The sequence below is a fragment of the Actinosynnema mirum DSM 43827 genome, assembly GCF_000023245.1.
Classification (GTDB): Bacteria; Actinomycetota; Actinomycetes; order Mycobacteriales; family Pseudonocardiaceae; genus Actinosynnema; species Actinosynnema mirum.
In genome coordinates this window covers 6,695,464-6,715,935 of sequence record NC_013093.1, presented here as the reverse complement: position 1 = coordinate 6,715,935, position 20,472 = coordinate 6,695,464, and the positions used below count along the sequence as shown (strand labels likewise).

At 73.7% G+C, this 20,472-nt stretch carries 15 protein-coding genes; 11 read left to right on the top strand and 4 right to left on the bottom strand.

Going from position 1 to position 20,472, the window contains the following annotated elements; all coding sequences use genetic code 11:
• The first annotated feature begins 194 nt into the window (after positions 1-194).
• From AMIR_RS28210 to AMIR_RS28200, 3 genes are all read left to right on the top strand, one after another.
• On the top strand, positions 195-1,556 hold the full coding sequence (locus tag AMIR_RS28210; RefSeq protein ID WP_015804391.1) for a variant leucine-rich repeat-containing protein: 1,362 nt from the start codon (positions 195-197) through the stop codon (positions 1,554-1,556).
• A 196-nt stretch (positions 1,557-1,752) separates the two neighbouring features.
• Positions 1,753-2,565, top strand: coding sequence for a hypothetical protein (locus AMIR_RS28205; protein WP_041837090.1), 813 nt, complete (start codon positions 1,753-1,755; stop codon positions 2,563-2,565).
• 294 nt (positions 2,566-2,859) lie between these two features.
• On the top strand, positions 2,860-3,516 hold the full coding sequence (locus AMIR_RS28200) for a DUF2461 domain-containing protein (protein WP_015804389.1): 657 nt from the start codon (positions 2,860-2,862) through the stop codon (positions 3,514-3,516).
• Positions 3,517-3,600: 84 nt separating this feature from the next.
• Here the strand turns inward: AMIR_RS28200 and AMIR_RS28195 are convergent, their stop codons facing one another.
• Complete coding sequence (locus AMIR_RS28195) at positions 3,601-3,939, bottom strand: VanZ family protein (protein WP_240438707.1); 339 nt, start codon at positions 3,937-3,939, stop codon at positions 3,601-3,603.
• Between the two features lie 106 nt (positions 3,940-4,045).
• On the opposite strand from AMIR_RS28195, the gene pyk reads away from it, so the two are divergent.
• Both pyk and tesB read left to right on the top strand, forming a co-directional pair.
• Positions 4,046-5,470: a pyruvate kinase gene (pyk, locus tag AMIR_RS28190; protein ID WP_015804387.1), complete on the top strand. Its 1,425-nt coding sequence runs from the start codon at positions 4,046-4,048 to the stop codon at positions 5,468-5,470.
• Between the two features lie 15 nt (positions 5,471-5,485).
• Entirely contained in the window at positions 5,486-6,418 is a 933-nt protein-coding gene (gene tesB, locus AMIR_RS28185) for an acyl-CoA thioesterase II (RefSeq protein ID WP_015804386.1), read from the top strand.
• Between the two features lie 167 nt (positions 6,419-6,585).
• Here tesB and AMIR_RS28180 read toward each other — a convergent pair whose 3' ends face one another.
• Entirely contained in the window at positions 6,586-7,974 is a 1,389-nt protein-coding gene (locus AMIR_RS28180) for an aminotransferase class V-fold PLP-dependent enzyme (RefSeq protein WP_015804385.1), read from the bottom strand.
• Positions 7,975-8,061: 87 nt separating this feature from the next.
• On the opposite strand from AMIR_RS28180, the gene AMIR_RS28175 reads away from it, so the two are divergent.
• Both AMIR_RS28175 and gndA read left to right on the top strand, forming a co-directional pair.
• Positions 8,062-9,990, top strand: a complete 1,929-nt coding sequence (locus AMIR_RS28175) for a sigma-70 family RNA polymerase sigma factor (RefSeq protein WP_015804384.1) — start codon at positions 8,062-8,064, stop codon at positions 9,988-9,990.
• A 262-nt stretch (positions 9,991-10,252) separates the two neighbouring features.
• The gene (gene gndA / locus AMIR_RS28170) at positions 10,253-11,692 is read left to right on the top strand and encodes an NADP-dependent phosphogluconate dehydrogenase (RefSeq protein ID WP_015804383.1); all 1,440 of its coding nucleotides are present in this window, start codon (positions 10,253-10,255) and stop codon (positions 11,690-11,692) included.
• An 80-nt stretch (positions 11,693-11,772) separates the two neighbouring features.
• Here the strand turns inward: gndA and AMIR_RS28165 are convergent, their stop codons facing one another.
• Entirely contained in the window at positions 11,773-13,992 is a 2,220-nt protein-coding gene (locus tag AMIR_RS28165) for a SulP family inorganic anion transporter (protein WP_015804382.1), read from the bottom strand.
• A 394-nt stretch (positions 13,993-14,386) separates the two neighbouring features.
• A complete protein-coding gene (locus AMIR_RS28160; RefSeq protein ID WP_015804381.1) occupies positions 14,387-14,767 on the bottom strand; it encodes a hypothetical protein in 381 nt (126 codons plus the stop codon).
• Between the two features lie 174 nt (positions 14,768-14,941).
• Here AMIR_RS28160 and AMIR_RS28155 point away from each other — a divergent pair, with 174 nt between their 5' ends.
• The 4 genes from AMIR_RS28155 (at position 14,942) to AMIR_RS28140 (ending at position 20,405) form a co-directional block, all read left to right on the top strand.
• Positions 14,942-15,790, top strand: a complete 849-nt coding sequence (locus AMIR_RS28155; RefSeq protein WP_015804380.1) for a helix-turn-helix domain-containing protein — start codon at positions 14,942-14,944, stop codon at positions 15,788-15,790.
• Between the two features lie 18 nt (positions 15,791-15,808).
• Positions 15,809-16,000, top strand: a complete 192-nt coding sequence (locus tag AMIR_RS28150) for a DUF397 domain-containing protein (RefSeq protein WP_015804379.1) — start codon at positions 15,809-15,811, stop codon at positions 15,998-16,000.
• 306 nt (positions 16,001-16,306) lie between these two features.
• Entirely contained in the window at positions 16,307-16,972 is a 666-nt protein-coding gene (locus tag AMIR_RS28145) for a DedA family protein (RefSeq protein ID WP_015804378.1), read from the top strand.
• 535 nt (positions 16,973-17,507) lie between these two features.
• Positions 17,508-20,405 (top strand): AfsR/SARP family transcriptional regulator, encoded by a 2,898-nt coding sequence (locus AMIR_RS28140; protein ID WP_015804377.1) that lies wholly within the window; start codon positions 17,508-17,510, stop codon positions 20,403-20,405.
• The last annotated feature ends 67 nt before the right edge of the window (positions 20,406-20,472 follow it).

The window sequence follows — 20,472 nt, the reverse complement described above, 5'->3', positions numbered from 1 at the left end:
TGGGGCGGTTCTCGCCGGGCTGGTTTCGCCTCGGGCCGGGCCGGGGCCGGACGTCACCCGGTTCTCCCCGGATCGCCCCGTGAAAAGGGGTGGCTTTCGCGCTGCCCGGTCCCCGATCATTGACGTGGGTTCGTTCAGGGGCTGCTGACGTCGCGTCCGGCCTCTCTTCCGGGGGCGTCCGGGTTCGGCGTGGCGTGGGGGTCTGGTTGCTGGAGCACGACGTGCGGCTGTCCGGGCTGGCCGAGAACCCGGCGCTGCCCGCCGGGCTGCTGGACCAGCTCATCGCCGCCGCCGGTCCCTGGCTGAGGCGCGACCTGGCTCGGCGGGACGACCTCTCGTCCGCGCAGGCACGGGCGCTGCTGGACTCCGGTGACGGGCCGGTCGTGGCCGCGCTGCTGGAGTCCGGCGCGATCGCGCCCGGTGACGTCCCCACCGAGGACGACCGGGTGGCCGTGGTGGTCGCCGCGCGTCCCGGCGCGGACCCGGACCTCGTGCGCCGCGTCGCCGCGCACCCCGATCCCGAGGTGCGCGCCTGGTTGGCCGAGCGCGGGGAGGGGCTGCCCGCCGACGTCGTCGCGGCACTGGTGCGCGATCCGGTCGCCGAGGTCGCGAGGGACGCTGCCGCCTGCCAGCCGCTCACCGCCGAGCTGGCGGCGGAGCTGCTCGCGCACCCGTCGGTGGACCTGCGGAAAGCGCTGTCCTGCAACAGGAGCACGCCACCGGAGGTGCTGCTGGCGCTCGTGGACCACCCGGAGCCCTGGGTGCGCTGGGACCTCGCCGAGCACCCGAACCTGCCGCGCGAGGCGGTCGTCGCCCTGCTCGCCGATCCGCTGCCCGCGGCCCGCTGGGCCGCCGCGCGGCACCCGCTCGTGCCGCAGGAGCTCCTGCGCGCCCTGGCGTCCGACCCGGACTCCGAGGTGCGCCAGGCGGTCCTGCGCAACCCGGGGGTGCCGCTGGACGTGCTGGTGGCCCTGGTCGGCGCCACCCGCACCGGTCACGACCCGCTGCCCGTGATCGTCACGGCCACCCACGACGAGCTGCGCGCCCTGGTGGCCTCGCCGGTGCGGCGGCTGCGGGCGCTGGTCGCCGCGCGCGAGGACCTCCCCGACGACCTCCTGGAGGCGTTCGCGGAGGACGAGGACGTGGTCGTGGTCAAGGCCGTGATCGCGAACCCCGCGCTGCCCGAGGACCGCCTGCGCGCCCTCGCGGACCGCCACGGCCCCCGCCTGCACCAGCGCCTGGCCCACAACCCGAACTGCCCGCCCGACCTGCTCGACCGCATGGCGCGGGACCCGGAGACCCCGAGGAAGGCGTACCGCGCGATCGCCGCCCACCCCAACGCCGGACCGGAGACCCTGCTGCGCTGCCTGGACGACGAGCGGGCGGCGGAGGAGGCCGCGGGGCACCCGAACCTGCCCGCGTCCGCGTTCGCGGTCCTGCTGGCCGACGACGCGCCCTGGGGCGCCCTCAGCCGCGCCGCCGCGAACCCGGCGCTGCCCGTCGAGCTGATGACCGCACTGCTGAACCCGGCCCAACCCGCCTGCGTCGAACGGTAGCCCGACGCCTCCTTTCGGAGGCGCGCCACCAGGGCCGTGAGCAGGACCGCGCCCGTCGAAGAATGGGCCGCTTGGACCTCCCGGAACTGGTTACCGTGATTTCACGATGGGCTGGAACGGAAAGTCGGGGGTTCTTGTGCTCAAAGGCTCACTTTCCCGGATCGACGATTGCCTGACGCGCGAGGACGCGCACCCGGTGATCAAATCGGTGGCCGCCGCCGCGCTGCTGTCCGCAATTCTCGGGTTCGTCCTCGGAGATGGCTTGGTGAAAGCGGCTTCGGTCGCGGTCCTGGTGTCGCTGGCGCTGTGCTCGGTGCTGCTGCTGATCGGCGGTCTCGGTTCCCTGCGCCGCGAGGCCGACGCGCACCGCGGGCTCGTCCTGCGCTACGCGAAGGCGATCCTGGACCGCGACGGGCTCCCGTACCGCTTCATCAAGTGGGAGGAGTCCTCGGTGATCCGGAACAGCAGGGGCGACTCGCTCGACACCACCACCATCCGCGCCGAGGTGACCGATAACGGAATGCTGTTCATGCGCCTGGCCTTCGGCTCCGGGTGGCCGCAACCCGCCAGGCACCGGGGCAAGGTGCGGTTGCGGGTGCGCAAGCTCATGATCGGGGACCGGCCCGGCGTGAACCTGGAGCGCACCGTCCAGTGGCTGGAAGACGGCAAGCTGCGCCTGGTCATCCACTTCGCGGAGCCGCCACGCGTCGGCGAGGAGATCTCCGTCGTGGTCGAGTGCGACTGGCCGGGCAAGTCGATGCCGCTGATGCGCGAGGGGAAAGTGGACAAGTTCACGTTCCGGTTCAGCAGGCCGGTGCCCTACGCGCGTTACCAGGTCACCCTGCCCGAGGGGGTCGACGCCACGTGCGAACCGTTCGGGTTCTCCGAGCACGACGAGCGCGTCCACTGGGGCAGGGTGACCGATGGGCAGGGACGCACGCAGTTCTACGTCGACGGCGTCGACGTGGCGGTGCACCGCGAACTAGGGATGCTCCTGCAGGTCGGCTGAAGGTGTGGCGGACGACGGCTCAGTCGCCGTCGCCGTCGCCGCCCTCGCCGCCATGTGCAGTCTTCACGTCGAAGTCCTCTCGATAAATGCGGAAAAGTTTCACCGGACATCGCGTTCGGCGCGGGAGCCGCCGTAAACGCAGTGCAAATCTTACCCATTTCATGTGGAATAAATGCACGAGGGTCCACGTTCTCGATGGGGTGAACTGCCGCTCGCCCGGTAGTGGCCTGTGGCCCGCATCCCGTTGCCCAGGGTTTGCGCTAACCACCCGAACCGGCGAAGTAAGCTGTGCCCATGGAATTCCGCGGGTTCGGTGAGTACGCGATCGACTTCTTCGACGGGCTCGTGGCCGACAACTCCAAGGCCTACTGGGAGGCCAACAAGCACACCTACCACTCCGACGTCCGCGACCCCATGCGCGCCCTGCTGGCCGACCTGGAGGCGGAGTTCGGGGCCGGGAAGGTGTTCCGGCCGCACCGGGACGTCCGGTTCAGCAAGGACAAGACGCCGTACAAGACGCACTGCGGCGGCGTGGTCGAGTCCGGGCGGGGCGGCGGGGCCTACTACGTGCAGATCAGCCCCGAGGGGCTGATGGTCGGCGGCGGGTCGTTCGCCATGGCGTCCGACCAGCTCGCGCGCTACCGCGAGTCCGCCGCCGACGAGCGCCGGGGCGAGGAGCTCCGGACCGTCCTGGACAAGCTCGTCGCGGGCGGCTGGGAGATCAGGGGCAACCGGCTCAAGCGCGCCCCGCGCGGCGCCGACCCCGAGCACCCCCGGCTGGAGCTGCTCAAGCACCGGTCGATCTACGCCGGGAAGGTCTGGGGGCCGGACGACGTGCTGCACGAGCCCGAGTGCTTCGACCGGGTCCTCGGGGCCTGGCGCGAGCTGGTGGCGTTCAACGAGTGGTGCGCCGACCACGTCGGCGTCACCGAGGTCGGCTTCCGGCGCTGATCCGGGGGAGCCGCTCCGGTCCCGGACGTCCGAACCCCTGGAACGTCCGGGACCGGAAGTCTTCCCGAGCCGGGAGAATCCGCGCTAGCGCCCGTCCGCACCCCCGCGAACCCGCCCGATCCGGTGACCGAGCCACCGGTGCAGCAGCCACCCCAGGCCGATTCCTGCGACGTCCGTCACGGCGTCCGCCACGTCCCCGGAACGCCCCAGGCCGGTCAGCAGGTGCTGCGCCACCTCGGACAGCCCGGCGTACGCCACCAGCCCTGCCTGCGCCGTCGCGCGCGGCAGCCGGGCGTGCAGCGCGGTGAACGCCAGCAGCGCGAACAGGACGGCGTGCACCACCTTGTCCGTTCCGGGCGGCGAGCTGGGCACACCCGACGCCGGGGTGAACAGAATGATGACGCTGAGCAACAGCGCGGTCACCAACGGAAAGAATCTGGCCATCACACCGGGGATTTTCCCTGTTTCGAGCGGATTACCGCCGGGTACATCCTGATCGGTCCAGTCAGCAGGGCTAGTCTCTTGGAACGTGAGTCGACGCGCGAAGATCGTCTGTACCCTGGGCCCCGCCACCGCCACCGCTGACAAGATCAACGAGCTGGTTGCGGCCGGTATGGACGTGGCAAGGATGAACTTCAGCCACGGCAGCCACGCAGATCACAAGCAGGTCTACGACCTGGTGCGATCCGCGGCGGAGGCCTCGGGTCGGGCGGTGGGCGTTCTCGCCGACCTCCAGGGCCCCAAGATCAGGCTCGGGCGCTTCGCCCACGGTCCCGTCGAGTGGCGGACGGGCGACGTCGTGCGGGTGACCGTCGAGGACGTCGAGGGCACCCACGACCGGGTCTCCACCACCTACAAGGAGCTCGCCAAGGACGCCAAGGTCGGCGACCGGCTGCTCGTGGACGACGGCAAGGTCGGTCTCGTCGTGATCGAGGTCGACGGTCCGGACGTCGTCTGCGAGGTCACCGAGGGCGGCCCCGTCAGCAACAACAAGGGCTTGTCCCTGCCCGGCATGGACGTCTCCGTCCCTGCCATGTCCGAGAAGGACATCGAGGACCTGGAGTTCGCCCTCAGCCTGGGCGTGGACTTCATCGCCCTGTCCTTCGTCCGCTCGCCCGCCGACATCGACCTGGTCCACCAGGTCATGGACCGGTCGGGCAGCCGCCGCCTCCCGGTGATCGCCAAGATCGAGAAGCCGGAAGCGGTGGACAACCTGGAGGCCATCGTCCTGGCCTTCGACGGCGTCATGGTCGCCCGCGGCGACCTGGGCGTCGAGCTCCCCCTGGAGTACGTGCCGCTGGTGCAGAAGCGGGCCATCCAGATCGCCCGCGAGAACGCCAAGCCGGTCATCGTGGCGACCCAGATGCTCGACTCGATGATCACCAACTCCCGGCCGACCCGCGCGGAGACCTCCGACGTGGCGAACGCCGTGCTCGACGGCGCGGACGCGCTGATGCTGTCCGGCGAGACCAGCGTCGGCCGCTACGTCATCGAGACGGTCCAGACGATGAGCCGGATCATCGAGCACGTCGAGACCGAGTCGACGACCGTGCCGCCGCTGACCCACGTCCCGCGCACCAAGCGCGGCGTGATCTCCTACGCGGCCCGCGACATCGGCGAGCGCCTCAACGCGAAGGCGCTGGTCGCCTTCACCCAGTCCGGTGACACCGTGCGGCGGCTCGCCCGCCTGCACACGCACCTGCCGCTGCTCGCGTTCACGCCCGAGCAGAGCGTGCGCGCCCAGCTGTCGCTGACCTGGGGGACCGAGACGTTCCTGGTGCCCAGGGTGGAGTCCACCGACGAGATGGTCCGCCAGGTGGACGCGTCGATGCTGTCCATCGGGCGGTACCAGGCGGGTGACCTCATGGTGGTCGTGGCGGGCTCCCCGCCCGGTACCGTGGGGTCGACGAACCTCATCCGGGTCCACCGGCTCGGCGAGGAAGACCACGCCTGACCACTGGAGATTCACGTGACCGAGGCTGCCCGTGCCGCCGCTGCCGCCGGCTTCCCCACCGAGGGGCCGCTGGACACCGACGGCGTGCCGCACGGGCAGCCCGTGCTCGACCGCCTCGTGGCGCTGCTCGACCTGGAGCGCATCGAGGAGAACATCTTCCGCGGGGTCTCCCCGGCCGAGTCGCCGGTGCGGGTGTTCGGCGGCCAGGTCGCCGGGCAGGCGCTGGTGGCCGCCGGGCGGACGGTCCCGCCGGAGCGCCGGGTGCACTCGCTGCACTCGTACTTCATCCGGCCGGGCGACCCGCGCATCCCGATCGTGTACGAGGTGGACCGCATCCGCGACGGCCGCTCGTTCACCACCCGCCGGGTGGTGGCGGTGCAGCGCGGCAAGGCCATCTTCTCCCTGTCGGCCTCCTTCCAGAGCGAGGAGCCCGGCATGGACCACCAGGAGCCGATGCCGGACGTCCCCGCACCGGACACCCTGCCCGACTACGCCACCGCCGCCGAGGGCTACCTCGACAAGGCGGGCGCGATGGCCAGGCTGCCGCGCCCGATCGACCTGCGGTACGTGACGACCCCGCCGTGGAAGGCCCGCGACAGCGGCCCCGCCGAGGCGCGCAGCCAGGTGTGGATGCGGGCGGACGGCAAGCTCCCCGACGACGACCTGCTGCACGTGTGCGTGCTGGCGTACGCGTCGGACATGACGCTGCTGGACTCGATCCTGGTCAGGCACGGGGTGTACTGGGGCACGGACAACGTGCTCGGCGCGAGCCTGGACCACGCGATGTGGTTCCACCGCCGCTTCCGCGCCGACGAGTGGTTCCTGTACGACTGCGCCTCGCCCTCGGCGTCCGGCGCGCGCGGCCTGGCGACGGGCCGGTTCTTCGGCGCCGATGGGGAACTGGTGGCGACGGTGGTGCAGGAAGGGCTGCTGCGGGTGATCAAGTGACGGTGCGGTGAGACGGGCGGGGGACGCACCCCGCCCGCGCCGCCCCACCTCACGCCGCGTCACACCCCTGCGTCACCCCCCCTGCGTCACCCCCCCGCGTCACCCCCCCCGCGTCACCCCCCCGCGTCACCCCCCCGCGTCACCCCCCCCGCGTCACCCCCCCCGCGTCACACCGCCGCGCGCAGCGCCTCCCACAGCGCCCGCACGTGCCGCTCCTGAGTCCCGATCGCCCCGACCGCGACCCGCGCCACGTACCGCCCGCCCACGACCGCGTGCGTCAGGTACGCCTCGCCGCCCGCGTTCACCGACTCCACCGCCCGCCTGGTCGCCGCCTCGTCCCCGCGCACCGCGATGACCAGCAGCGACAGCGTCCTGGGCGTCACGACCTCCCACCTCGGGTCCGCCTCGACCCACCCCTCCAGCTTCCGCGCCAGCTCCACGTGCCCGCGCAGGTGCGCCCGCACCCCGCTCAGCCCGTGGGTCCGCAGCGCCGCCCACAGCTTCAGCGCCCGGAACCGCCTGCCCAGCGGCACCTGCCAGTCGCGGTAGTCCACGACCGCCCCCGACTCGGTCGCCGGGTTGCGCAGGTACTCCGGCAGGATCGTCAGCGCGTCCACCAGCCCACCGGGCCGCGAGGTCCAGAACAGGGACGCGTCGAACGCCGTCAGCAGCCACTTGTGCGCGTTCGCGCAGTACGAGTCGGCCAGCTCCAGGCCGTCCAGCATCCCCCGGTGCTCCGGGCACACCGCCGCCGCGCCCGCCCACGCCGCGTCCACGTGCAGCCACACCCCGCGCCGCGCGCACACCTCGCCGATCGCCCGCACCGGGTCGACCGCGCCGGTCCCGGTGGTGCCGACGGTCGCGCACACCAGCACCGGCCGCCTGCCCGCCGCCACGTCCGCCGCGATCGCGGCCTCCAGCGCGTCCGCCGACATCGCCAGGTCGTCGCCGGTCGGGACCGCGCGCACCGCCTCCTCGCCGAGGCCGGCGATCCGGGCCGCCTTGGCCAGCGACGAGTGCGTCTGCGAGGACACGTAGATCGTCTCCGAGCCGTCCACGCCCGCCGCCCGCCACTTCCCGCCCGACGCCCGCTGCAACGCCGCCACCAGCGCCACGAGCGCGGCCGACGACGCGGTGTCCTGGATGACCCCTCCGCCCAGGAACGACTCGGGCAGGCCCATCGCCGCCACGAGCTGGTCCATCAGCACCTGCTCCAGCTCGGTGCACGCGGGCGAGGTGGCCCACAGCATCCCCTGCACGCCCAGCCCCGTGGAGACCAGGTCGCCGAGCACCGACGGCAGCGACGCGTTCGCCGGGAAGTACGCGAAGAACGACGGGTGCTGCCAGTGCGTGGTGGCGGGCACCACCACGCGGTCGACGTCGGCGAGCACCGCGTCGAACGGCTCCGGCTCCTCCGGCAGCTCGGCGGGCAGCCGCTCGCGCACCCACCCCGGCTCGACCTGCGCCAGCACCGGCAGCGACTCCAGGCGGGAGCGGTAGTCGGCGATCCAGTCGACGACCTCGTGCCCCGCCCGGCGGAACTCCTCTGCGTCCATGGCGGCCAAACCTAGGGGGACGTTCTGGTTATCGTGGCCCCGGCCCGCCGTCTCCTGAGCGGAACCGACCACTGCCAGGAGGATTGGATGCGGACACCGCACGAGCCCGGCGCGGCGACGGTCGTCGCGGCGCAGCGCGGCGAGGACGGCGCCCTCGACGAGCTGGTCGCGGCCTACCTGCCGCTGGTCTACAACGTCGTCGGCCACGCGCTGGGCGGCCACCCGGACACCGACGACGTCGTCCAGGAGACGATGCTGCGCGCCGTCGACTCGCTCGGCGAGCTGCGCGACCCGGCAGCGTTCCGGTCGTGGCTGCTGGTCATCGCCATGAACCAGGTCCGCGAGCGGCACCGGCGGCGGCTGCCGCTGCCCGTGGACGAGCGGTCCCTGGCCGACCGGGCCGACCCCGGCGCGGACTTCGTCGACCTCGCGCTCACCAAGCTCCACCTGACCGGGCAGCGGCGGGAGGTGGTGGCCGCGACCCGCTGGCTCGGCGAGGAGGAGCGGGAGCTGCTGTCGCTGTGGTGGATGGAGGCGGTCGGGCGGATCACCCGCGCCGAGCTGGTCGAGGCGGTCGGGATCAGCGCGCAGCACGCGGCGGTGCGGGTGCAGCGGATGAAGGCGCAGCTGGACGCGTCGCGGGTGGTCGTGCGGGTGCTCGCGGTCGTGCCCCGGTGCGGGGAGCTGGCGCACGTCGTGGGGGACTGGGACGGGGAGCCCAGCGCGCTGTGGCGCAAGCGGGTCATGCGGCACGCGCGGGAGTGCGAGCGGTGCGCGGCGGCGTTCGACGACCTGGCGGCGGTGGACGGCCTGGTGGCGCGGCTGCCGCTGGTGCCGGTGCCGTTCGCGCTGGACCCGTCGCTGTGGGGCGCGGCCGGGGGCGCGGGCGAGGCGCTGGTGGGGCAGGGCGCCGGTCAGGCCGGGCAGGGCGTCGGGCACGCCGGTCACGGCACGGCCCAGCCCGCCGCCACGGCCCAGTCGCTCAAGGCGGTCGGCGCGGTGAAGAAGGGCTTCTGGGCGCAGGTCGCCGCCAAGCCCCTGGTGGTCGCGACGGCGGTCGCCGCGATCGCGACGGCCGCCGTGGTGGCCCCGATGGCGCTGCCCGCCGACGAGCCGCCCGCGCCGGCCGCCCAGGTCACCCTCCCGCCGACGTTCACCACGCAGCCGCTGCCCGAGTCCTCGGCCGCGCCCACCACGACCACCGCGCCCAGCTCCAGCAGCCCGGCCCCGACCACCACCACCCAGCCGCAGCCCGCCGTGGCCGCGCCCCGCCCGCCCGCCGCGCCGTCGGCGAAGAAGGGCGTCAGCACCTGGAACTTCGACGGCGTCGGCAGGGCGCTCGGCGACGTCGGCGCGGGCTGGGTCTACAACTGGGCGCCCACCAGGGAGGACCTGGTGATTCCGCAGGGCGTCGAGTTCGTGCCGATGATCTGGGGCGCGAAGACGGTGACCCCGGCGAACCTGGCCGCCGTGAAGGGCCAGGGCGGCACGCTGCTCGGCTTCAACGAGCCGGACCTGGGCGAGCAGTCGAACATGAGCGTCGAGCAGGCCCTCGACCTGTGGCCGCAGCTCCAGGCCACCGGGATGCGCCTGGGCAGCCCGGCCGTCGCCTACGGCGGCGACAAGGCGGGAGGCTGGCTCGACCGGTTCATGGCCGGGGCCAAGCAGCGCGGCCTGCGCGTCGACTTCATCACCCTGCACTGGTACGGCTCGGACTTCAGCGCCGCCGCCGTCGGCCACCTGAAGAACTACCTGGACGCGGTGCGCGCCCGGTACGGGCTGCCCGTCTGGGTGACCGAGTACTCGCTGATCGACTGGTCGGGCGGCGCGGCGCGGTACCCGAGCGCGAGCGAGCTGGCGGCGTTCGCGAGCGGCTCGGCCCGGATGATGGAGGGCCTGCCGTGGGTGGAGCGCTACGCCTGGTTCGCGCTCCCCGCCGACAAGCCGGGGACCGGGCTGTACACGCCGGGCGGCGTCCCCAACGCGGCCGGTGAGGCGTACCGGTCGGTGGGGTAGGCGGGCGTGGGGGCGGGCACCGCACCGGCGCCCGCCCCCACCGCCGACACCCGCGCAGACCGGACCCGGAGGTCCACTCCCCGGAATCCGGCCCGCACCCCACGGGTTCCCCGCCAAGACCCCGCGCGGTTCCCCCGACCGGCGCAAACGCGCTCACCGTCCCGTGTTTCACGAACCCGCCCGGTAATTCCCGCGCAGGAGCGTCCGAAGTGTGGGTAGTCGCATATGTGCGCCCGGACCCGAATGCGGGCAGGGTGGACTGATGACCACCTCCGAGGCACCGGCGCGGATCGCCGTCACGGGGCTCGCCGTCATGGGCAGCAACCTGGCGCGCAACCTCGCCCGGCACGGCTTCCGCGTCGCCGTGCACAACCGCACCAACGCCCGAACCAAGGCCCTGATCTCCGAGCACGGGCACGAGGGCGAGTTCGTCCCCGCCGAGACCCTGGACGAGCTGGTCGGCAGCCTCCAGAAGCCCCGGCAGATCATCATCATGGTGAAGGCGGGCGCCCCCACCGACGCGGTCATCGACGAGCTGGCGCCCCTGCTCGAACCCGGTGACATGGTCATCGACGGCGGCAACGCGCACTACGCCGACACCCGGCGCCGCGAGGCCGCGCTGCGCGAGGCGGGCCTGCACTTCGTCGGCGCGGGCATCTCCGGCGGCGAGGAGGGCGCGCTCAACGGGCCCAGCATCATGCCCGGCGGCTCCAAGGAGTCCTACGAGCACGTCGGCCCCGTCCTGGAGGCCATCTCCGCCAAGGTCAACGGCGAGGCGTGCTGCGTGCACGTCGGGCCGGACGGCGCGGGCCACTTCGTCAAGATGGTGCACAACGGCATCGAGTACGCCGACATGCAGCTCATCGCCGAGGCGTTCGACCTGCTGCACCGCGCGGGCGGCCTGACCCCCGCCGAGGTCGCCGAGGTCTTCCGGGGCTGGAACACCGGCGACCTGGAGTCCTACCTGGTCGAGATCACCGCCGAGGTGCTAGCCCACGTCGACGCCGAGACCGGCTCCGCGCTGGTCGACGTCATCGCCGACGAGGCCGAGCAGAAGGGCACCGGCCGCTGGACCGTCCAGGAGGCCCTCGAACTGGGCGTCCCGGTCACCGGCATCGCCGAGGCCGTCTTCGCCCGCTCGCTGTCCGGCCGCGCCTCCCAGCGCGAGGCCGCCCGCGCCGCCCTCGGCGTCAACGAGGTCGTCGCCAGCCGGGACGACTCGCTCGTCGAGGACGTCCGCCAGGCCCTCTACGCCTCCAAGGTCGTCGCGTACGCGCAGGGCTTCGACCAGATGCGCGCCGCCAGCACCGAGTACGGCTGGGACCTCGACCTCGGCTCCACGGCCACCATCTGGCGCGGCGGCTGCATCATCCGGGCCCGCTTCCTGGACCGGATCAAGGAGGCCTACGACCGGAACCCCGAGCTGGAGACCCTGCTCGCCGACGACTACTTCCGCGACGCCGTGCGCACCGCCGAGGACGCCTGGCGGCGGGTCGCGGTGAAGGCCGTCCAGTCCGGGGTGCCCGCGCCCGGCTTCGTGTCCGCGCTGTCCTACTACGACGCGCTGCGCTCCGAGCGCCTGCCCGCCTCCCTCATCCAGGGACTGCGGGACTTCTTCGGCGCCCACACCTACCGCAGGACCGACCGCGAGGGCTCGTTCCACACCCTCTGGTCCGGCGACCGCTCCCAGATCGACGCCTGAGACCGGTCGACGCCCGAGAACGCGCCACACCGGGAGCACGGCGCGGGACCCCTCACGAGGAGGGGCCCCGCGCCACCGGGTCAGGTCGTGACCGGCGCCAGCGCCCCCCGCTCCGGGTCGACCAGGTACACCCTGGCCGAGGAGATGTCGAAGTACATGCCCACGAGCCGCAGCGCCCCGCAGTCCACCGCCTCCCGCACGCACGGGTAGGCCATCAGGTTGTCCAGCTGCTGCGCCACGTTCGCCACGGCCAGCCGCTCCACCACCGCCGAGCCGGACGCGTGCCCCTCCAGCTCGTGGAACCGGATCAGGCTCGGGTCCGCCGCCCGCAGCCACGACCGCAGCCGCGACCCCGGCGGCGCCGTGCCGTCCAGCAGCGCCTTCATCGCCCCGCAGTCCGAGTGCCCGCACACCACCACGGTCCGCACCGCCAGCACCCGCACCGCGTACTCCACCGCGGCGGCCACCGAGTCGTCGCCGTCGACCGGCACCAGGTTGCCGATGTTGCGCACGCAGAACAGGTCGCCCGGCCCCGACGTGGTGATCATGTTGGGCACCACCCGCGAGTCCGCGCAGGTGATGAACAGCTGGCCGGGACGCTGCCCGCGCTCGGCGAGCTCCGCCAGGAACGGCCGCACCAGCGGGGCGGCGAACCGCTCGAACTCGTGCATCCCCAGGATCATCGGGTCGACCTCGTCCCGCTGCCGGGGCACCACCACCTCCCCGGCCGCGTCCCGCCGCTGCTGCCAGTACGACCACGGCGCGAACCAGCGCGCGGACGGGGCCACCGGCGCCTTGCGCAGCGCGGGCATCCCCTTGGTCGCCTTCGAGAACCACGTGTCGTGCACCTCCAGCACCTCGACCGAGCCGCCGAGCCGCTGGTAGCCGGCCCGCCAGTCCTCGATCGCCTCGTACGCCCCGTGGTCCAGGAAGTCGATGTGCAGCTCCAGCACCACGTGCCTGCGCAGCGGCACGCCGCGCAGCTCCCGCACCATCCGGCCCGCCCCGAGGAACACCAGCGACCCGCGGATGACGACCCGGCACCCCTCGCCGCCCGCCTCGTCCACCCGCACCGAGCAGTGCGCCAGCCGGTACACCGACCGCAGCACCGCCGCGGCCACGCCCAGCAGCACCCCCTGCACCAGCCCGAGCCCGACCACGCCCACCACGGTCACGGCGTACGCGGTGAACTCGCCGTGCCGCCACAGCACCCGCATCCGCTCCGGGCTGACCAGCCGCAGCCCCACCACCAGCAGCACGCCCGACAGCGCCGCCAGCGGCACCAGCTCCAGCACCGACCCGAGCGCCAGCGCGAACACCCCGATCCACACCCCGTGCAGCACCGCCGACATCCGCGTGACCGCGCCGGCCGCCACGTTCGTCGAGCCGCGCGCGATGCCGCCGCTCACCGGCAGCCCGCCGACCGCGCCCGCCACGGCGTTGGCCACGCCCTGCGCGACCAGCTCGCGGTCCAGGTCGGCGCGCGGCCCGTCGTGCAGCTTGTCCACGGCCACCGCCGACAGCAGCGTCTCCACGCTGGCCACCACCGCGACCGTGACCACCGCGAACGCGATCCCGGTGATCGGGCCGGACGGCATCTCCGGGGCGACCAGCCCCTCGATGCCGGGCAGCTCCACCCGCGCCACGTCCAGGCCCGCGCCGACCCCGGTCGCGGCGGCCACCGCGACCAGCGGGGCGGGCGCGAACGAGGCGCGCGGCACCAGCGGCCACAGCAGCATGACCGCCACCGCGACCGCGCCCACCGCCAGCGACTCCAGGTCGACCGGCGCGAACAGCATCAGCACGTTCTCCTCGGCGGTGGCGCCCGCCTCGCCGCCGAGCGCCACGACCAGCTGGCTCAGCGCGATCGTCACGCCGATGCCCGCGAGCAGGCCGTGCACCACGGCGGGGGACAGCGACAGCGCCACGCGCGCCACGCCGGTGAGGCCGCAGGCCAGCTGGAACAGGCCCGCCCCCACGGTGATCATGGCCGTGGCCGCCCAGCCGTACTCGGCGATCAGGCTCGTGGTGATCAGCACCATGCCCGCCGCGGGGCCGCTGACCTGCATCGGGGCCCCGCCGAGGGCGCCCGCGACGATCCCGCCGACGGCGGCGGACACCAGGCCCGCCATGAGCGGCGCGCCGCTGGCCGCGGCGAAGCCCAGCGACAGGGGGATCGCCACCAGGAACACCACGAGCGAGGCGGGCACGTCGTGGCGCAGCACGCCCAGCAACCCCGGCTTGGGCGGAGGGCCCGCGGTGGTGTGCTCACCTGCGTGCGACTTCCGGGCTCGGTTCATCGAAATCCTCACTGGCGTCGAGGGGTGCAGTCCGACGAACGCGGGAGACGGGCCCGATGGGTGGCGGCGGTGGCACATCCGTGTCGGCACGGGGGGACGTGTCGGCACTGCGGTTCACCGTCCATGATGACGACGGCACCGGTGCTCTGACCAGGCGTGACACCCGTAAGTGTTGATCATTCAACGGAACGTGACGGTGTGTGGTCGTCCGAATTGCCCGAAAGCGCTGAACGCGCGGAGGCCGTGGCGGAACCGACCCCGGTCGGGGGTTCGGGGCCGGTTCCGCCACGGCCTGTGGTGTCGGGTGCTCCCTGGGAGCGCGACCTCGAGGAGGGTGTCGCCACCCGACGCCGAACGGGCCCGCGTCCGCCCGCTCGCGTGTGGGGGAGGGGCGCTAGCGGCCCGCGTCCCGGAAGGTGTCGCCGAAGGGGTCGCCGACGCCGTCCTCGAACGGGTCGACCTCGTCCCGCGACCCGGCGACCGGTCGGGGGCCCGCGACGGCCAGGCACAGCTGCGCGCCGATGTAGGCCCGGCAGGGGGCCGTGCTGCGCCTGCCCCACAGGCCGCTCCACCGCCTGCGGCAGGTCCCGCAGCGCCCGCGCTCGTCGGGCTGGTGCTCGTCGAGCAGGGACTTCAGCGCGGCGACCACGCGGGGCAGCTCCGAGCGGGCCAGCTCCACCGCGCTCTCGCCGTCCGCCTGGTCGGCCCGGCGCACCAGCGCGGCCAGGTGGTCGTGCAGCGACCTGTCGAGCTGGCCGAAGACCGTCAGAGCCATCCTCGCCGCTCCCTGCTGGCAGCCATGCCGCCCTCCCCGTCAGCGTTGCCACAGCAGCCTGGGACCAGCACGTGCCCGCCTGCAAGTTGCAGTACACGAATGGATGACGTCTCTTTGCTTGCCGGGTGAACGGGCCGAGACTGTGCCCTGCAACTGCACTGAGGAGGTGCGCGGATGTCGCGCGGCGAGAGCCCCACCCTGCGCAAGAGGCGCCTCGTCAGCGAGCTGCGCAGGCTCCGCGAGGCGTCGGGGCTCACCATCGAGGACGTGGGCGAGCGGCTGGAGTGCTCCGCGTCCAAGATCAGCCGGATCGAGACCGGCCGGGTCGGCGTCACGCCCCGCGACGTGCGCGACATGCTCACCGCCTACGACGCGGACCCCGTGCTGCTGGACGAGCTGGTCCAGCTCGCCAGGCAGGCCCGGCGCAAGGCGTGGTGGGACGCGTTCGGCGACATCGCGCCCGGCAAGTACGTGGGCCTGGAGGCGGACGCCGAGCAGGTCCGCACCTACCAGGGGCTCATGGTGCCGGGGCTGCTCCAGTGCGAGTCGTACACCAGGGCGCTGATCGCCGACGTGTCGCCCGGCTCGTCGCCCTCCGAGGTCGACCGGCGGATCGAGCTGCGCGGGGCCCGGCAGGCGCTGCTGGCCGAGGACCCGCCGCTGCGGCTGCACGCGGTGGTGGACGAGGCCGCGCTGCGGCGTCTCGTGGGCGGGCCCGCCGTGATGGCGGAGCAACTGGCGAAGCTCTCCGAAATGGGTGAAAGAGAAAATCTCACCATTCAGGTGATCCCCTTCACCGCGGGTGCTTATTCGGCGATGGACAGCCCGTTCGTGCTGCTGTCCTTCAGCGATGAGCAGGATCGCGACGTGGTATACCTCGAAACCACGCGGAACGAGGTTTATCTGGAGCAGGCCTCGGAAGTGCTCAGGTATGCCGAGATGTTCTCGCGATTGGCGACCGCGGCGCTCGACGTCGGTGAATCCGCGGCACTGGTCGGGCGGGTCGCGCGGGAACTCTCCTGAACCGGGAGTGTCGGGACGATGTACCAGAACTGGCGCAAGGGCAGTCGCACCACGGCGACCGGCGCGGACTGCGTGGAGATCGCGCGGGACGGCGCGCTGACCGCCGTGCGGGACACGAAGAACCGCGCGGGCGGCCTGCTGGAGTTCGGCCCCCGCGAGTGGGCCCGCTTCGCGGACGGCGCCAAGGGCGGTGCGCTCGACGGGCGGTGACCGTCCGTTCGGCAGGCGGCCACGCCGGTCACATAGCGTGTGAAGAGGGTGACCCTCCAGGGGGTCACCCTCACTTTTTTGGGTCAGGATGTCCGGAATCCTGCCGTTGTGTGCTACTTACGGCGGAAGCCAGAATCAGACCAGGAGATGATGACAGCACCACGAACGGCTGGTGTGCTGGTGACGGGGCGGGGGCTCGCTGTCCGCCCGACGAGGACTAGCGCTCGTCAGGTCACCGGGTAAATGCGCTCCGTGGTCAGCCGTGTGCCTGGTGTGATGTACCCGTGATCCGTTTGGGGGATTTCGATGGGTTTTGTGACCGACGCGCTCGACGGGCTCGCCGGCCTGCCCCAACCGGCGGTCCTGGCGGTCACCGGCGCGATGACGCTCGCGGAGTGCACCCTCGGCGTGGGCTTCCTCGCCCCCGGCGAGACGGCGCTGCTGCTGGCGTCGACGACCGCGAACACGCTCTCGCGCTTCCTCGTCATGTGGCTGGTGGTGACCGTGTGCGCCGTCGCCGGCGACAGCATCGGCTACTACCTGGGCAGGCGCTTCGGCGACCGGCTGCGGGCGAGCAGGCTGGTGCGCAAGATCGGCCAGCAGCACTGGGACAAGGCGGGCGAGCTGCTGCGCAGGCGCGGCGCGTACGCCGTGTTCATCGCCCGGTTCATGCCCGTCGTGCGCACCCTCGTGCCCGCCTCCGCGGGCGCGGCCAAGCTCGACTACCGCAAGTTCCTGCCCGCCTCGATCGCGGGCGCCGCCGCCTGGTCCGCGCTGCACATCGGCATCGGCTCGGCCGCGGGAGCCTCGGCCAAGTACATCGAGGCCGCGTTCGGCCGGGCCATGTGGGGCGTCATGGCGGTCGGCTGCCTGATCGCGCTGGTCGTGTACCTGTGCAAGCGCCGGGCCGCCGCGCGCGCCGCCGAGGCCACCCGGCCCGACGCCGAGCCGGCGCTGGTGGGCGAGTCCTGAGCCGGACCGGTGGCCACCGGGCGCCGCCGCCCCCGGCGGCCACCGGCCCGCTCCGAGGAACCCGCGTCCGGGAGGCCGCGCGGGCGCGACCGCTCCGAGCGCCCCGCGCCCCGCGCGAGGCGTCCTGGCCGACAGGGGGTGCGGGCCGGGGCCCGCGGACCAGGAAGCCACCACGCGTGCACGACGGAAGAGCCGGTCGACGGGAGGTTCGGGTCCCGTCGACCGGCTCTTCCGCGTTGGGGAGGGCACTGGAGAGGGGCCGTCCCCTACCGGACGACCCCTCTCCCATGCGGGGACGAGGGCAAACCGGCGTTCCGCCGCCGCGGGCTGGATGCCCCTTGCACGCCGGCCTGCCCTCGTCGTTCCGGGAGAGCAGCGGATGTTCCGCTGTCTGGTCCAACCTCCCCCACCGGGATTCGCCCTGTGTGGTCGGTCGGACACGCTTAGCGTAAGAATGCGGCTACAGCACGACTGGAGCCGCACTGGAGCGCTGGTCGCGCCGCAGGTGGCGGCCCTGGGCGGAGGATCGGTTCGGGTGGAGCAGGACGACGGGAACGCCCTCGGGGCGGCGCGCGCCGGTGGCGCGGGGGCGGCCGACCCGGTCCCCCTCCGCTTCGAGGTGCTCGGGCTGCTGCGCGCCGTGCGCGGCTCCAGGGAGGTCGACCTCGGGGCGGCCAAGCAGCGGGCGGTGCTCGCCGTGCTCCTGCTGGCCCGCAACGCCCCGGTCAGCCGCGACCAGATCATCGAGGCGGTCTGGGGGGAGAACCCGCCGACCTCCTCGGTCAACCTCGTGCAGACCTACGTCGCGGGCCTGCGCCGCGCGCTCGAACCGCACCGGGCCAGGCGGGCGCCCGCCGAGCTGCTCACCTCCGTCGGCGACGGCTACCTGCTGCGCGTGCCCACCTCCTCCGTCGACCTCGACGCCTTCGAGCGCGCCACCACCTCGGCGGCCCGCAGCAGGGCCCAGGGTGACCTGGAGGGGGCCGCCTCGGAGCTGGAATCCGCGCTGTCGCTGTGGAGGGCCGAACCCCTCGGCGGGGTCACGGGGCTGTTCGCCGAGGTCGAGCGGCAGCGCCTCGGCGAGCGCAGGCTGGCCGCGCTGGAGGAGCGCGCCGAGGTGCTGCTGCTGCTCGGCCGCGGCGCCGAGCTGGTGCCGCAGCTGACCGCGCTGGTCGGCGAGCACCCGCTGCGCGAGCGCGGCCACGGGCTGCTGATGCGGGCGCTGTGCCAGGCGGGCAGGCAGGCCGAGTCGCTCGCCGCCTACCGGGACGCCCGGCGCGCCCTCATCGACGAGCTGGGCGTCGAGCCGGGGCCGGAGCTGCGCAGGCTCCAGCAGGCGATCCTCGCCGGGGACGACCCCGAACCGGCCGGGACCCGCAAGCCCGCCGCCGTGCCCGCCCCGGAGCCCCGGCCCCCGGCCACCCCGGCGCAGCTGCCCCGCGCGCCCGCCGCCCTCGCGGGCCGGGCCGCCGCGCTGGCGCGGATGGACGAGCTGCTGCGCGCCCAGCGCGACAGCGGCGTCGTCCTCGTCGTCACGGGCCCCGCGGGCGTCGGCAAGACCGCGCTCGCGCTGCACTGGGCGCACCGCGTGCGGGACGAGTTCCCCGACGGGCAGCTCTACGCCGACCTGCACGGGTACGACCCGAACCAGGAGCCGCTCGGCGCGGGCGAGGTGCTCAACCGCTTCCTGCGCACCCTGGGCGTGCCCGCCGAGGACGTCCCGGTGGGCGTCGACGAGCGCTCCGCCCTGTTCCGCACGCTCGTCGCCGACCGGCGGATGGTGGTGCTGCTCGACAACGCGCGCGGCTCCACCGAGCTGATGGCGCTGCTCACCGGCGCCCCGTCGTGCGTCCTGGTCACCAGCAGGCGCAGGCTCGTCGGGCTCGTCGCGCACGCCGAGGCGCACCTGGTCGAGCTGGACGTGCTCGACCAGGACTCGGCGCTGGAGCTGCTCGGGCGGCGCGACCCCGGCGAGATGGGCGCGCTGCGCAGGCTGGCCGTGCTGTGCGACGGGCTGCCGCTGGCGCTGCGCATCGCGGCGGCCCGGCTGGCCGCGCCGTCGCTGCGCGCCGCCGAGCTGGTGGCCGAGCTGGACGACGAGCACGGCAGGCTCGCCGCGCTCGGGCTGGAGGACGAGGACTCCACGGTCCGGGCCGCGCTGGACGCCTCGCGCCGCGCCCTGCCGCCCCGGCCCGCGCACCTGCTCGCGCTGCTCGGGCTGCACCCCGGCGCGGACCTCACCCCGCACGCCGCCGCCGCGCTCGCCCGGTTGCCGCTGGCCGCCGCGCAGCGCGAGCTGGACGTGCTGACCTCGGCGAACCTGCTCACGGTCAACGAGCCGGGGCGGTACGGCGCGCACGACCTGGTCCGGGTCTACACCCGCGCGCTCGCCGCCGAGCTGCCCGAGGACCAGCGCCGCGCGGCCACCGGCCGGGTGCTGGACTACTACCTGCACTGCGCCGACCTGGCCGACGCGCTGATGCCGGTGGGCCGGGGCGCGGTGCGGGTCGCGCCCGAGCACGTGCCGGTCGACGTGCCCGTGCTCAGCGGCGTCGTGGACGCCACCGCCTGGCTGGAGGCGGAGCAGGCGAACATCATCGCCGCCGCCGAGCACGCGGGCGACTCCGGCGAGCGGCGCTGGCTGGCGCACGCCTGGCAGCTGCCCTACACGCTGTCGCGGTTCTTCTGGCTGCGCGCCGACCGGCACACCTGGCTCAGCACCACCGAGCGCGCGCTGGGCGCGGCCACCGAGCTGGGCGACCCCGAGGCTCGGTTCGTGACGCTGTTCAACCTCGGGGTGGCGCTGGCGCAGTTCCACCGCTCCGAGGAGGCGCTGGCCAGGCACCAGGAGGCGCTGGAGGTCGCCCGCTCCTGGGGCGACGTGTCGGCGCAGGCCAGGGCACTCACGACGGTCGCCGACACGCTCCAGCTCCTGGGCCGGGTCGACGAGTCCGAGTCCTGCTACCGGGAGGCGCTGGAGGTCAGCCGGGCGGCCGGGTCCCGGTGGGCCGAGGCCAACGCGCACCACAACCTGGGGCTGCTGTACTCGGTGAGCAGGCGCTACCCGGACGCCCTCCCCTGGCTCGACGCGGCCATCCGGATGTACCGGGAGGTGGGGGAGCAGTGCGGCGAGTCCTCCTGCCACGCGGACCTGTCCACGGTGCTGCTGGAGTCGGGCGAGCACACCTCGGCCGCCGCGTCCGCGCGGACCGCGCTGTCGCTGGCCACCGAGGTGGCCAGCGACTACCACCAGGCGCTCGCGCACGACCGGCTGGCCAGGGTCTTCGAGCGGCAGGGCGTCGGCGGGGCGGTGGCGCACTGGCAGCGGGCGCTGGCGCTGTTCACCGAGCTGGGCGCGCCCGAGGCCGACGAGGTCCGGGGCCGGTTGGCGCGCACCCGCGCCGAGCGGTCGGTCGGGGCGACCAACGCCTGAGCGGGGGGTCGGCGTTCGGCGTGCGACCGTTCGGCCCGCGACCGTTCGGCCCGATCCGGACCCGAGC

Excerpts from the sequence above, each read along its gene's own strand:
- AMIR_RS28180 (WP_015804385.1), bottom strand. The coding sequence starts at position 7,974 with ATGGACGCAGAGGAGTTCCGCCGGGCGGGGCACGAGGTCGTCGACTGG.
- AMIR_RS28200 (WP_015804389.1), top strand. The coding sequence starts at position 2,860 with ATGGAATTCCGCGGGTTCGGTGAGTACGCGATCGACTTCTTCGACGGG.
- AMIR_RS28160 (WP_015804381.1), bottom strand. The coding sequence starts at position 14,767 with ATGGCTCTGACGGTCTTCGGCCAGCTCGACAGGTCGCTGCACGACCAC.
- AMIR_RS28155 (WP_015804380.1), top strand. The coding sequence starts at position 14,942 with ATGTCGCGCGGCGAGAGCCCCACCCTGCGCAAGAGGCGCCTCGTCAGC.
- AMIR_RS28150 (WP_015804379.1), top strand. The coding sequence starts at position 15,809 with ATGTACCAGAACTGGCGCAAGGGCAGTCGCACCACGGCGACCGGCGCG.
- AMIR_RS28175 (WP_015804384.1), top strand. The coding sequence starts at position 8,062 with ATGCGGACACCGCACGAGCCCGGCGCGGCGACGGTCGTCGCGGCGCAG.
- AMIR_RS28165 (WP_015804382.1), bottom strand. The coding sequence starts at position 13,992 with ATGAACCGAGCCCGGAAGTCGCACGCAGGTGAGCACACCACCGCGGGC.
- gndA (WP_015804383.1), top strand. The coding sequence starts at position 10,253 with ATGACCACCTCCGAGGCACCGGCGCGGATCGCCGTCACGGGGCTCGCC.
- AMIR_RS28145 (WP_015804378.1), top strand. The coding sequence starts at position 16,307 with ATGGGTTTTGTGACCGACGCGCTCGACGGGCTCGCCGGCCTGCCCCAA.